The sequence below is a fragment of the Pedobacter cryoconitis genome (assembly GCF_001590605.1).
Classification (GTDB): Bacteria; Bacteroidota; Bacteroidia; order Sphingobacteriales; family Sphingobacteriaceae; genus Pedobacter; species Pedobacter cryoconitis_A.
This window is the reverse complement of sequence record NZ_CP014504.1, coordinates 3,840,364-3,853,764: the sequence shown is the minus strand read 5'-3', so window position 1 is coordinate 3,853,764 and position 13,401 is coordinate 3,840,364. Positions and strand designations below refer to the sequence as shown.

General features: G+C 39.9%; 11 protein-coding genes. 6 read left to right on the top strand and 5 right to left on the bottom strand.

All coding sequences use genetic code 11. The features are described 5' to 3' along the window. Positions 1–38 precede the first annotated feature (38 nt). Entirely contained in the window at positions 39–788 is a 750-nt protein-coding gene (locus AY601_RS15925; protein WP_068402831.1) for a TrmH family RNA methyltransferase, read from the bottom strand. Here AY601_RS15925 and AY601_RS15920 point away from each other — a divergent pair. After that, the gene (locus tag AY601_RS15920; RefSeq protein ID WP_068402830.1) at positions 779–3,154 is read left to right on the top strand and encodes a BamA/TamA family outer membrane protein; all 2,376 of its coding nucleotides are present in this window, start codon (positions 779–781) and stop codon (positions 3,152–3,154) included. The two genes, AY601_RS15925 and AY601_RS15920, sit on opposite strands and share 10 nt — an antisense overlap. A 153-nt stretch (positions 3,155–3,307) precedes the next feature. Here AY601_RS15920 and AY601_RS15915 read toward each other — a convergent pair whose 3' ends face one another. The 3 genes from AY601_RS15915 to AY601_RS15905 all read right to left on the bottom strand — a co-directional run bounded on the left by AY601_RS15915 (position 3,308) and on the right by AY601_RS15905 (position 6,809). Then, positions 3,308–3,838 carry a hypothetical protein gene (locus AY601_RS15915; RefSeq protein ID WP_068402828.1) on the bottom strand — a complete coding sequence of 177 codons (531 nt, stop codon included), beginning with the start codon at positions 3,836–3,838 and terminating at the stop codon, positions 3,308–3,310. Between the two features lie 43 nt (positions 3,839–3,881). Then, complete coding sequence (locus tag AY601_RS15910) at positions 3,882–6,200, bottom strand: patatin-like phospholipase family protein (protein WP_232324615.1); 2,319 nt, start codon at positions 6,198–6,200, stop codon at positions 3,882–3,884. An 84-nt stretch (positions 6,201–6,284) separates the two neighbouring features. Continuing rightward, positions 6,285–6,809, bottom strand: a complete 525-nt coding sequence (locus tag AY601_RS15905; RefSeq protein WP_232324614.1) for a TspO/MBR family protein — start codon at positions 6,807–6,809, stop codon at positions 6,285–6,287. A gap of 56 nt (positions 6,810–6,865) precedes the next feature. Between AY601_RS15905 and AY601_RS15900 the strand changes: the two genes are divergently transcribed. Beyond that, the gene (locus AY601_RS15900) at positions 6,866–7,420 is read left to right on the top strand and encodes an acyl-CoA thioesterase (RefSeq protein ID WP_068402827.1); all 555 of its coding nucleotides are present in this window, start codon (positions 6,866–6,868) and stop codon (positions 7,418–7,420) included. A 9-nt stretch (positions 7,421–7,429) separates the two neighbouring features. Here AY601_RS15900 and AY601_RS15895 read toward each other — a convergent pair whose 3' ends face one another. Then, positions 7,430–8,200: a DeoR/GlpR family DNA-binding transcription regulator gene (locus AY601_RS15895; RefSeq protein ID WP_068402826.1), complete on the bottom strand. Its 771-nt coding sequence runs from the start codon at positions 8,198–8,200 to the stop codon at positions 7,430–7,432. 284 nt (positions 8,201–8,484) lie between these two features. Between AY601_RS15895 and AY601_RS15890 the strand changes: the two genes are divergently transcribed. From AY601_RS15890 to AY601_RS15875, 4 genes are read left to right on the top strand one after another with little or no spacing between them, the layout of a single operon-like run. After that, positions 8,485–10,071, top strand: a complete 1,587-nt coding sequence (locus AY601_RS15890) for a glycerol-3-phosphate dehydrogenase/oxidase (RefSeq protein WP_068402825.1) — start codon at positions 8,485–8,487, stop codon at positions 10,069–10,071. Positions 10,072–10,113: 42 nt separating this feature from the next. Further along, entirely contained in the window at positions 10,114–11,628 is a 1,515-nt protein-coding gene (glpK, locus tag AY601_RS15885; protein ID WP_068402823.1) for a glycerol kinase GlpK, read from the top strand. A gap of 24 nt (positions 11,629–11,652) precedes the next feature. Then, positions 11,653–12,381, top strand: a complete 729-nt coding sequence (locus tag AY601_RS15880; RefSeq protein ID WP_068402821.1) for an MIP/aquaporin family protein — start codon at positions 11,653–11,655, stop codon at positions 12,379–12,381. Between the two features lie 40 nt (positions 12,382–12,421). Then, entirely contained in the window at positions 12,422–13,198 is a 777-nt protein-coding gene (locus tag AY601_RS15875; protein WP_068402820.1) for a hypothetical protein, read from the top strand. Positions 13,199–13,401 lie beyond the last annotated feature (203 nt).

Genomic DNA, 13,401 nt, shown 5'->3' with positions numbered 1-13,401 from the left:
CAGGTTGCAAAAATAGCAATTAATACTTAACCTGCAATTTATTTCTGCAAATTTCTACTAATATCTGCACAAAAGATTGCTGCCGACACTGCAACGTTCAATGACTCAGCCTCTCCAACTCTTGGAATCGTTACCGGATTATTAATTAAAATATTCACTTCATCACTCACGCCTTGTCCTTCATTGCCTAAAATGACAAGCCCCTCAGTTCCCCATTTTGTTTCGTAAAGACTATTTCCATTCAGCATTGCGCCAAAAACAGGAAGCTTAATGTCTTTTAACCAAACCGGTAAATCCTGATAACTTACATTTACCCTGCATAAAGAACCCATCGTTGCTTGTACAGTTTTCGGATTATAAACTTCTACTGTATGCAGAGAACAAATTACATTTTTAAATCCAAACCAGTCTGCTGTTCTGATAATGGTACCCAGGTTGCCGGGATCTTGTACACCATCCAGGACAAGGGAAAAATTGTTTTGCAGTGTGCTTTTATCGAATGCTGTAGTTTCAGGGATATGGACCAGTGCCAGGATGCCTTGTGGGGCCTGTAAAGTACTAATCTTCTCTAATTCGGCGTTGTTTACTTCAAATAACTTTATATTTGAAGGTAATTTAGGTAGTAAAGACTGATATTGGGCCAGAAAATAGAGGCTATGGATCTGGTAAGCTGAAGGAATGAGTTCTACTATTGATTTTATTCCTTCAATAATAAATAGCCCATGCGCTTTGCGGTACTTTTTTTGATGTAACGATTTTATAAAACTTATCTGAGACTTTGAAAGCATATTCTATTTGTAAAAAGAAATTCCAGTTTCCCGCAATATTACTATTTATTATTCTTTTTGCTGCTGCCTGTTCCTCTACAAAATTTATTGAGAGTAATCAATCAATAGTAAAAGTAGTTGAAATAGATAGTATCCCTTCCAGATATAAAGAAGAAGCACTGAATTATATTCAGAAAGATATTCGTCCTGCATCCCGCCTTGGGATCAATGTAGGATTGTACAATATATTTTACACTTTATTTAAAACGAAGGCGGTAGGAAAAAAGGCACCTGTATTAGATAGTACCCTGGTCGAAATTTCCAGAGGTCAGATTGAAAAATACCTGATGAGCAAAGGATATTTTATGGCGAAAGTCAAATCTGAAATCAAAGTCAAAAACCAGCGTGCACAAGTCGATTTCATTGCAACACCCGGACCAGCATTTTTTATAGGGAAAGTAACGACTACTATTCCTGACCAGGCTGTCAATAAGTTGTATAAAGAGGATAAATCGTTTAATACGCATTTACATGAAGGCGTCCAATATGATGACGATTCACTTTCAGTTGAGCGGGAACAGATTTATACCATGATGAAAGAACATGGTTATTATGACTTCTCCAGACCTTATGTGAGATTTGAGGTGGATTCCACCCTGAATAAGAGTCAGGCCAATGTAGCGCTCTTTATTGATACTCCTGCAAATAAAGGAAGTCATACGCAATATATGATTGGTGAAACCAATATATTGGTTGCGCCATCGACCGAAGGCTTCACAGATTCAATTACTTTAAATCCACGTATTTTCAGAGGCATCCGTTATACTGATCTATCGAAACGTTTCAGGAGAAACCCAATTGTCAGGTACGATTTCCTAAAACAGGGAGAGGTCTATGATATCAATAAGGAGACCTTAACCTATGACCGTTTATATGAGCTGAATGTCTTTAAAAACGTGAAGATCGAATATGTGAAATCTAAAGACAGTGCAAATATCCTGAATCCGCTGATTCAGTTAACACCGCAAAAGCGGATGAGCAACAGGGTAGAGGGAGAAGTTCCTTTTAATGCGGGTACGGTAGGGTTTACGCTGAGTAATACTTATACAAATAATAATATTTTCAGAGGGGCAGAACGTTTTGAATTCCAGGTGAAAGGCGGGCTTCAATCCAGGATCGGACAGGGAGGTTCTCTATTCAGTGATATTTACCAACGTGATTTCTCGGTGAGTGCTAATCTGGCGGTACCCAGGCTGATGGTTCCATTCAGTATTCCGATGATGGGGAAAAATGGAATGCCGACAACCACTTTTTCTACAAGTTATATCTATTCTCTGCAGAAAGATTTCTTTGTACGCAGGGCATTATTGAATTCTATTACCTATGAATGGGTGGAGACAAAATCGAAACTTCACTCTTTTACGCCGCTGAATTTTGAATATAGGTTTGGAGGTTTATTGATTGATACGACTACGGTAGAGGGCAGGACTACTTTTTTGAACAATATTTACAATATCAACCTGCTGACCAGAAAAGATCTGACCATTGGGATGAAATATGCTTATTCCCTGAATGCCAATAAGTTATTGCTGAATAAAAGTTTTATTTATTTCCGTGGAAATATAGACATCGCTGGTAATATGCTGGATGGGATCTCCAGGATTATTGATACGAAGCATGATCCTTCTAAGGGAGATTACGCGAAGATTCTGGGTTTACCTTTTAATCAGTATGTGCGTCCCGAAGTCGATATACGCTGGTACAAAAGCTTAGGTTTAGACAGGCAGTTTATTGCGCGTATCAACGGCGGTGTCGGGGTCGCTTATGGGAATTCTGTAGCAGTTCCGTTTGAGAAATTATTCTTTGCTGGTGGTGCCAGTGGGGTCAGAGCCTGGCAAGCCAGAACTTTAGGGCCTGGTAATTATAACCGCGGAATCAGTTTGCCTACCGAACAACAGCGCAGAATCTCTTATGGTATAGATCAACTGGGCCAGATGCACATTGAAGCTAACCTGGAATACCGTTATAAATTAATTGATAACTTTTTTGGTGCGAAGCTTAAAGGTGCCGTATTCCTGGATGCTGGTAACGTATGGAATATATCTCCGGGCAACCCAAATCCTGAAACCTATTTTAATTTTAAAAACCTGGGCAATCAGATTGGTATAGGTACCGGTGTAGGTTTCAGATATGATTTACAATATTTTGTCTTCAGGTTTGATGTTGGTCTGAAGCTGAGAGATCCTCAGTTTGAACCTAAAAATCAATGGGTGATTGAGAAATTATTTAGCGGAAGGAAAGAGTTTCAAGACTCTTATAAACTGGCTAACAGCCCGGATAGTTACCGGTTTTTCCAATATAATTTTGGGATAGGATTGCCGTTTTAAAGAACACAAAAAAAGAGGCTGTATCAAAAGTAAAATTGAGTTTCTGAAAATTGAATATTAGAAAATGCTCTTATAGGGGGGACGAATAATTCAGCATAAAAAAGCAGGGATATATCGATAGGATATATCCCTGCTTTTTTATGCTGAATTATATTAGAATGCCTTTTTTAAAGTATCAAATGTAGTTTCAAAGAAGGTAGAGAGATCCAGGCCATTGCTATGGTTAAAATAGATAAAGATCAATAAGATAACCACTGCATAAATAATCAGTTTCCGGAAGGCAAAAGCAATGAAAACCAGCAGTACAGGGAAAAGAATCATCCAGACGCTATTAATCGTGAATGGGTTCAGGCTTCCTTCTTTTTTATAGATATAAAGCAATTTGCTGTGCGTACCCTTATCATTCTGATGTTTGACATAAACAAAAGCTGACTTGTCAATTTGCAAAGGCAGAATTGCTACACCATCATTGAACTTTAAGGTTTGTGTAAAACCACTTACCGTAAAGGTATAAAGACCATTAATTTTTTCAAGCGGACGATCAAGTGAATCGGCCGCAATAATAGCGAGTTTGCTGTTTTTGAGTAAACTTTCTTTAACGATGAAATTGTCGATATCTGACTTTTGGGCATAGCCAGCGCTGGAAATCAGCAGGAATAATAAACAGTAATATATTGTTTTCATTTTTCTTGATATGGGTTTATCCAGGAGCAGGCACCTTATGGTCTTACTCAATGGAGCGTTTATTATAAATGAGATACCCCAAATGTAGTAAAACGCCGTTTCTTTTTATCGGATCATCGTATAAATTATAGCTTATGCTAACCGGGCCGACCGGTGTATGGTAAACCAGGCCTGCAGTTCCCGCATAATGAATATGGTTAAATGTCGGGCTGTTTTTTACATCCTGAAAACCATTCTGAGTAATTTCCTGGTAAGGCAGAAATAGAAATGCTTCTACTCTGAGATCTAAGTTCTTGCGAATCTTATAAATGTTTTTTAAGCCACCTGCAACGTAAGTACTTGCTCTGAATTTTTCCAGGAATAAAGATCTGCTATCCTGTAGTGGATAAAATGCGGGGGCTACAAGCAGTGTAGAATAGTAGTTTGAGAATAGTGGCTGGTTCGATACTACACCTTCTACCAGGTATCCAAGCGTGTATTTGCCTTTGTGGAAGAAATAATTCTCATCACTCAGTTTTGCATTAAACCAGGCTCTGTGTTTTTCGTTTTCTTCGATACTCGTAGAAACGCCACTATTTCTGGAGATATTGCCTGGTGTATAGGTTTCTATGCCATTCAGGTAATTGACACTAAGCAGGAAATTTCTGCCACGTGTAGCATATTGTTTCCGGTTAAAAGTATTCTGTTCAAATGCTACCGTAGTTCTGGATCCGTTAAAAACGGTTTTATCCAGAATATCGCCAATATTAAAGGAATTGGTAGGGCTATAATGATCATTGTTATTGATGAATGAAGTACTGAGTGTAATCCGGGTATTGCGGTTCAGTGGAATGCCTGCTTTAATTTCAATTTTCCGGTCTGACTGCTCGATATAGGTTGGGTGTGGGTTTTCAATGAAGATTTGGCTGGTATTGTAGAAGTTGAAGTGATTGTAAGTCATTTCCCCGCTTAAAAAGAAAGGCAGTTTTGAAGGATAATCAATACGGCCATTGAGTTGAATAGATTCATAAAAACGACCTGAGTAAAAATTGGTACCGAAAGTGTAGGCTTTGCGGTCGAGGTAATTATACTGCAGACCAAGGAATACATTGCTGATTGGCCTGCTGGAAATATTACCGCCAAAGTCAAGTTTAAAACTCCTTTTGGGTTTTGCGAGAATGCCGAATATATAGCTGTCAGACTCGGGGTTATAAGTTATCTTCGGATAAATAGTTTCAAAAGTCTCATCTGCTACCAGTTTATAATAGCCCTGTTTAATGTCTGCCAGATTAAAGGTTGGTTTGTCGCTTTTAAACAAGCGTTCGATGTAACGCTTCTGCTGGCTATTTACACCCGTTACTTTGACATCGCTAAAAACCAGCTGCGGCTTCTTGTTATTAAAAATACTTCTTTTGAGTGCAAGCTCTTCTGAACTGACTCTGCGTTGTACCGATTTGAGTATTCTGGGCATATCTGCCATCGTTGCATCATATCCCTGTTTAATGAGGTCAGCAACCGGGCTGAAATTACTGGAACTAAAGTCCTGCAGATCTGGTTGGATATAGATCCCATTTTTACCAACTAAGGTAGAATCAGATTTAGATAAAAACATGAATAGCATCAGCCTGTTGATCAGCCGTTCATCGCCTGTTTTAGGATATTCTTTGAAATTTTTGGAAGATACATTTGCCCCGATAATATAATCAGGCTTGAACTCTTTTTGCATGACATCGGCAGGGAAATTATTATATAAACCACCATCAAATACATATTGATTATCCAGTTTAATCGGTCTGTAGATCATTGGTACAGTCATCGTTGCGCGGACAGCCTCGGCCAGACTGCCGCTTTTGACCGTAATACTGGTTTGTGAGAATATATCCGATACCATGCAGCGGTAAGGCACAAAGAGGTTGTTGAAATTATCTTTGGCTATGGCCGAAGCTTGTGACAGCAACTCAATTAACGCGAAATTTAAAGGGATGTCATTGACCAGGTTGGACCGGAAGTTTACCCGTAATGCGGTGTCAATAGAAAGCTTGGCAGTAATCAAAGAAGCATTGATACTACCTTTCTGAAAAAAGAAGCTATAATCACTTTTGAACCTCCCGCTTACCCAGTCCTGAAAATCAGTTGTGAGCGCTATCTTTTCAATTTGTTCCGGAGAATAGCCAGCTGCATAAAGTGCGCCAACAATCCCTCCCATAGAAGTTCCTGTGATATAGTCAATAGGGATGTGATTTTCTTCCAGTGCTTTCAGCGTCCCGATATGGGCTAAACCTTTAGCTCCGCCTCCGCTAAGGACTAATCCAACCTTTTGCGCATTAGCCTGAAATGTGCAAAAACAGAGTAAACCAAGAAAGATTTTCTTTAAGCAAATCACTTTCCTAAATTACAGGTTTTCTTTTAGAAGCAGTTTATATTTAGGGGGTAAAATTGATTATAACTTAAAAGAAGCGTAAGCAGGCTAGTTTAGTACGTAAATATTGTAAGTTAACAAGGTTGCGAAACTCACCCATAAAAAATAAGGGATGTAGAGTAAGCCTGCAGTTTTGTCAATTTTATAGAAAACTATGCCATTCACTATAATCGCTGCCAGTAGAAAGATGATCTCAATCAGCGCAGCACCAATCAGTTGATGATAAAAGAACAAATAAGACCAGCATAAATTCAGGATAAGCTGGATAAAATAGAATGCTATCGTTCTTGGCAAATGTTTAATCTGTGCTCTTTTATTCCATACCAGGTAAGCTGATACCCCGATCAGGATGAATAATAAAGACCATACCGGGCCAAATAACCAGTTAGGAGGATTAAAAGATGGTTTTTCCAAAAAAGGATACCATGTTTTGATTGTCTTTTGAGTAATGAACCCACCAATGGCACCAAAAGATAGAGGAATCAGCATATTAATGAGGAACGGAACGAATTTAAAGCGTTTTTGGGCAATGGTCATAGACAAGTATTTATTTTCTTTGCGCTCAATAATCATGCCCACCAGATTTGTCTGTTTTACAAAAAAAGCTAAATTGCAATCAAATAAATAACATGTCAGACTATAAGCCAGTTGCAAGTTCCCAGGTTACTTTAACAGAACTGATGATTCCTTCTTACTCCAATTTCGGGGGTAAAATACATGGAGGAATTATTTTGGGCTTAATGGATAAGGTAGCCTACGTTTGTGCTGCAAAACACGCCGATGGATACTGTATCACGGCATCTATTGATGTAGTTGATTTTCTCGCACCTGTAGAAGTAGGGGAGATCGTTTCTTTGATGGCTTCGGTAAACTATGTAGGGAACAGTTCTATGATTATCGGCATCCGGGTCATTTCAGAAAATCTTAAAACACACGTGATCAAGCATACCAATACCAGTTATTTTACGATGGTGGCTATCGGTGAGGATAATAAACCAAAACAAGTCCCTGCATTGCTTTTAAAAAACAGAGAAGATATCAGGCGTTTCTTTCAGGCAAAGAACAGGAAAGAGCTGAAGAATACTTATAAAAAAGACGAGGCCATGTTAAAACAAACTGCTTATGAACACCATAGCTTTATGGATGCCTTAAGCAGAGAGCGTTGTAAAGTTGAATTGGATTAATCCAGGAATTTAGTCTCTGACAATAGTTACGCTGATTCCTTTGTTCTCCATCAATTTAACCAGGGCGGGGGATATCCCGTCGTCTGTAATTATATGTTGAATCTGATCCAGGGAACAAATCTTTCCTAACCCTCTTTTTCCCATTTTAGAGCTATCTGCCAACACTACAGTAATTTGTGCCGCATTGATCATCTTTTGGTTTAAACGTGCTTCCATCAAGCTGGTTGTCGTTAATCCGGTCTCGATATCAATCCCGTCTACCCCTAAAAACAACATGCTGCAAGATACGTCTTCTAAAATCTGTTCTGCATAAGGGCCCATTACTGAAGATGAATTTTGTCTTAACTGACCGCCAAGCTGTAAAACCTCCACATGTAAATGGTGTGATAATTCCAGGGCAACATTTAATGCTGAAGTCACAACGGTCAGATGTTTTTCTGGATGTATAGCTCTGGCTAAGGCAAGCATCGAAGTGCCTGAAGCAATAATGATGGAATCATTGTGACCAATCATATCTGCAGCAGCTTTAGCGATCTGCTTTTTTTTATCTGCATGAATTTGCTCCTTTTCGGCAACCGGTTTGTCGTTTGTATAAGGGTTTGTTTTAGAACCTCCGCCATGCGTGCGGAAAAGTAATTTCTTATCTTCCAGAAGCTTTAGATCTTTTCGGATGGTAACATCAGAAACTCTCATTTGTGTGCTGAGTTCCTGTACATTAACAAAACCTGTTTCCTGGAGTTTTTTTAAAATCAGCTGATGTCTTTCTGTAATACTCTTCATTCCGGTTTGGGTATTTCTAGGTTGCGTTAACCAAAAATAAGCAAAAACCGGAAGTTTTTCCAGTTTACGGACTTATATATTTCATCTTGTGTTTCGTTTTGTTTCGTTTTTGAGTTATTGTTTTCTTCTTTTTGTAGATAAACAAGCTTTATATTGTGTTTTGAAGGATTTTTGAAATAAATGAAGGTTCTTGTTGATTTTTATTTGTTTTGAAATGTTTTATTTTATAAATTTGAAATAGAAAGCGAAACAAATCGTTAGCTATGATAAGGAGGCCATTACACATGAATACAAGTAGAAAAGAACTCATAGGAAATATTGTTGATCCGGAAAAGGTTTGGGATGTCATTGTAGTTGGTGGTGGTGCAACAGGTTTAGGTGCTGCGCTTGATGCAGCCAGCCGGGGTTACCAGACCTTATTGTTAGAACAGGCTGATTTTGCAAAAGGGACATCCAGCCGGAGTACTAAATTAGTCCATGGAGGTGTGCGTTATTTAGCGCAAGGCGATATCGGACTGGTTAGAGAGGCGTTATATGAGCGTGGTTTGCTTTTGAAAAATGCAGCTCACTTAGTGAAAAATGAATCTTTCATTATTCCGAATTATGAATGGTGGGGTGGTGCTTTTTATACGATAGGATTAACATTATATGATTTGCTTGCTGGTAAACTGGGCTTCGGCCGTGCCAGGCATATTTCTAAGAAAGAGGTAATCAGCAAACTTGCTACTATACAGCCTGACCATTTATATGGAGGTGTAGTTTACCATGACGGACAATTTGATGATTCCCGTCTTGCGGTGAATCTTGCACAGACCAGTCTGGAACAAGGGGCTACGATCTTAAATTATATCCGGGTCACAAGCTTAATTAAAGATGCGCAGGATAAAGTAGCTGGTGTAGTGGCGACTGATATAGAATCGGACATTACCTATCAGCTGAAAGGTAAAACGGTGATTAATGCGACCGGAGTATTTGTAGATGATCTTTTACAAATGGATAAACCGGGTAAAAAGCCATTGGTCAGATCAAGCCAGGGTGTACATCTGGTCATTGAGCGTTCATTTATGCCTGGCGAGGATGCGATCATGATCCCTAAAACGGATGACGGCAGGGTTTTATTCGTGGTGCCATGGCATGATAAATTAGTAGTAGGAACTACAGACACGCCATTAGACCAGCATAGCCTGGAGCCGGTAGCGTTAGAAGAGGAGATCGAATTTATTATGCGTACAGCGGCAAAATATCTGGTTAAAGCGCCTACGCGTAAAGATGTGCTGAGTGTATTTGCAGGTTTACGTCCTTTAGCAGCCCCAGAAGATGGTTCCTCTAAAACAAAAGAAATTTCAAGAAGTCATAAACTGATCGTCACTACATCGGGACTGATTACAATTACCGGTGGGAAGTGGACAACTTACCGCAGGATGGGGGAGGACACCATTAATAAAGCAATAGAAGTTGGTAAATTACCAGCCCGTCCTACAAAAACAAAAGAGCTTTCTATCCACGGTAGTAAAGCAAATGTAAACCGCAATGATCACTTATATGTTTACGGAAGTGATGAGGCAGGGGTATTAGCTTTAGGCGATGAAAACCCAGCCTGGAAAGAAAAGCTGCATGCGCGTTTACCTTATCTTCAAGCCGAAGTAATCTGGGGTGTCCGATATGAAATGGCCCGTACTGTAGAGGATATTTTAGCCAGAAGGGTGAGAGCGTTATTCTTGGATGCACGTGCTGCGATTGATATGGCCCCTGCTGTAGCTAAACTGGTAGCGACAGAACTTCAGTATGATGAAGCCTGGGAAAATGAGCAGGTAAAAACCTTCAGAAAACTCGCTCAATCTTATTTATTAGAACCTTATACGCCTGAATAGAATAATTCAGCGTCAATTAAACCAATATAAATCAATAAAGTTATGGAAGATTACATTTTGGCTCTGGACCAGGGCACAACGAGCTCTCGTGCAATTATTTTTGATCATAAAGGACAAATTAAATCAACTGCACAGAAGGAATTTACCCAGATTTTTCCACAATCAGGATGGGTAGAGCATGACCCGAATGAGATTTGGTCTACCCAGGCCAGTGTAGCGGCAGAAGCAACGGTGAAAATGGGGATCAATGGTTCTAATATTAAAGCAATCGGGATTACGAATCAGCGTGAAACTACAATTGTCTGGGACCGTGCAACAGGTGATCCTGTTTACAATGCGATTGTCTGGCAAGACAGACGTACTGCACAATTCTGTGATCAGCTTAAAAAAGAGGGTAAAACTGATATGGTCCGTGCTAAAACGGGATTGGTAATTGACTCTTATTTTTCAGGTACTAAAATAAAATGGATTCTTGATAACGTAGAAGGGGCCCGGGACAGGGCAAATAAAGGAGAACTGGCATTTGGAACGGTAGATAGCTGGCTGGTCTGGAAATTTACAAGGGGCCATGTACACGTAACTGATATTACCAATGCAAGCCGTACCATGTTGTTTAACATCCGTACGGAGCAATGGGATGATGAACTGTTGGAAATGCTGGATATCCCTAAAAGTATGCTTCCTGAGGTTAAGCAGTCCAGCGAAATCTATGGAGAAACAACGACTACTATTTTCGCTTCAAAAATACCAATCGCCGGAATTGCAGGAGATCAGCATGCTGCACTTTTCGGACAGATGTGTATTGAAAAAGCCATGGTTAAAAACACTTATGGTACCGGCTGTTTTATGCTGATGAACATTGGTGATAAATTCATGGAATCAAAAAATAACTTATTAACTACTGTAGCCTGGAAAATTAACGGTAAAATACAATATGCCTTTGAAGGAAGTATTTTTATCGGAGGGGCTGTAGTACAATGGCTTCGTGATGGTTTAGGCGTGATTAAAAAATCTGCTGACGTAGAGAATCTTGCTGCAAGTGTTAAAGATACGCAAGGTGTTTATTTTGTACCTGCCTTTGCTGGTCTGGGTGCACCTTACTGGAAACCTGATGCCAGAGGTACAATTGTAGGGTTGAGCAGAGGGAGTACGTCTGCACATATAGCGCTTGCTGCACTTGAATCTATAGCCTATCAGACCAGAGATGTTTTAAAAGCGATGGAAGCTGATGCGGGAATGGAAATCAAAGAATTGAGAGTGGATGGCGGGGCAACAGCGAATGATTTGCTGATGCAATTTCAGTCCGATTTACTGAACTGTAAAGTGATCCGTCCGAATGTTGTAGAAACTACGGCCTTGGGTGCTGCATATTTAGCAGGATTAGCGGTTGGTTTCTGGGATAGCGTTGAAGAGATTCAGCAGTTATGGAAGTCTGAAAAAGAGTTTGTTCCTACAGGAGATCAAACGGTGATCAAAAAGGGGATTAAGGATTGGAAAAGAGCAATTCATGCCGCACAAAGCTGGAATGAAGAGTTACCTGATACAGATTCAAACTAATTATTCATCCTTAATTTTACCAGAATGACTCCATTCATAGCAGAACTTATAGGTACAATGTTACTTATACTTTTAGGCGATGGCGTAGTAGCCAACGTCGTATTAAATGATACCAAAGGAAATAATAGCGGGTGGATGGTCATTACCACTGCTTGGGGACTGGCAGTTTTTGTCGGCGTAACAGTTGCTGGCCCTTACAGTGGTGCACATTTAAACCCTGCAGTTACTATCGGTCTTGCGATAGCTGGAAAATTCGCCTGGGCAAGTGTGCTCCCTTACATCGCTGCACAATTAATAGGAGCGGGGATGGGCGCATTCCTGGTTTGGGTCATGTATAAAGACCATTTTAACAAGGATAATGATCCTGCAGCCGTGCTGGCCTGTTTTTGTACCGGCCCGGCGATCCGTAATTACACTTCAAATATAACCAGTGAAATTATCGGTGCATTTGTATTGGTATTTACGGTTTTTTATATCACCGGAGCTGAAATTACACCGACTAAGGTCCCTGTTGGTTTGGGCTCTGTCGGAGCTGTTCCTGTTGCTTTTCTGGTTTGGGTAATTGGGCTTTCCCTGGGAGGGACAACCGGATATGCAATTAACCCGGCACGTGATTTGGCACCCAGGATTATTCATGCTTTGGTGCCTATCAAAGGCAAAGGCACCAGTGACTGGACTTATGCCTGGATTCCTATTTTAGGCCCGATTGCGGGGGCAGCGATAGCAGCTTTTCTGTACTTACAACTTCACTAATCAGCAGTTAAACAAAACAGAATTTCTTAAACAGATTGTTATGAAAACTATTTATAAAGGTAGCCTTTGGGCTATACTAGGGCTATGCCTTTGCGTTTCTGCGGAGGCTCAGGATCTGACAACGCCAAAAACTGACACAGTCGCAGTAAAAAAATATAAACCCTTTAATGTGAACCTTCAAGTACGTAATCTATACTTATGGCGCGGATTTAAAGTTTCAAATAGCCCGATCACTGATGTGGATATGCACTATACCACTAAGGACGGAAGTTTCTCTGCTGGTTTTTGGGGCGGGGCAGGTTTTAACGGGGAGTACAAGGAATTTGATTATTATGTGAGTTATGTTAAAAAAGGTTTTAACTTCTCGGTCTGGGACATTAACAATGTAACGGATTTCCCTGACGCTAACCTGTTTGATTATAAAAGAGCTACTACTTCACACTTTATCGATGTAACTGCCGGATATCAATTCGGAGATGCTTTCCCGATCAGTATTAACTGGAGTACAATTGTACAGGGCAGGGATACGCATGTAAAGAGTAATGGAGAGCTGGCAAATAATTATTCCAATTATGTGGTACTTGATTATAGGGTCTGGAAAGAAGGAGGAACCAATGTTCATCTTTTTGCAGGTGGCGGATTTGCATTTGGCAGAGACGAGAACTTTTATGGTTCTAAGCCGAATGTGGTCAATGCAGGGGTTACCTTAAATAAAGACCTGGTAGTTTTTACGCATCATATGCCAATCGCAGCAACTGCAATGTTTAGCCCGGAGCACAAATATGGAGCGATCCAGTTAATCGTCAACGCATTCTGACAAAGTAGTTTAGTTCTTCCTGTAAACACAAAAAACCAGCTGGAAGGCTGGTTTTTTTGTAGTGTAAAATATATACATTACTGTTGTGTGTGTTCATAGGTAGATGATTCACAATTCAATATTAAGCTTATCCATTGACTTATCATTTCATTATTACACCAACACCCGTTTTCCTTACGTGAATGCGCTAAATAATTGATATT

What these genes read in the sequence shown, in the direction of transcription:
- AY601_RS15895 (WP_068402826.1), bottom strand. Translation starts at nt 8,200, where the DNA reads ATGAAGAGTATTACAGAAAGACATCAGCTGATTTTAAAAAAACTCCAG.
- AY601_RS15900 (WP_068402827.1), top strand. Translation starts at nt 6,866, where the DNA reads ATGTCAGACTATAAGCCAGTTGCAAGTTCCCAGGTTACTTTAACAGAA.
- AY601_RS15925 (WP_068402831.1), bottom strand. Translation starts at nt 788, where the DNA reads ATGCTTTCAAAGTCTCAGATAAGTTTTATAAAATCGTTACATCAAAAA.
- AY601_RS15905 (WP_232324614.1), bottom strand. Translation starts at nt 6,809, where the DNA reads ATGATTATTGAGCGCAAAGAAAATAAATACTTGTCTATGACCATTGCC.
- AY601_RS15875 (WP_068402820.1), top strand. Translation starts at nt 12,422, where the DNA reads ATGAAAACTATTTATAAAGGTAGCCTTTGGGCTATACTAGGGCTATGC.
- AY601_RS15890 (WP_068402825.1), top strand. Translation starts at nt 8,485, where the DNA reads ATGAATACAAGTAGAAAAGAACTCATAGGAAATATTGTTGATCCGGAA.
- AY601_RS15880 (WP_068402821.1), top strand. Translation starts at nt 11,653, where the DNA reads ATGACTCCATTCATAGCAGAACTTATAGGTACAATGTTACTTATACTT.
- glpK (WP_068402823.1), top strand. Translation starts at nt 10,114, where the DNA reads ATGGAAGATTACATTTTGGCTCTGGACCAGGGCACAACGAGCTCTCGT.
- AY601_RS15915 (WP_068402828.1), bottom strand. Translation starts at nt 3,838, where the DNA reads ATGAAAACAATATATTACTGTTTATTATTCCTGCTGATTTCCAGCGCT.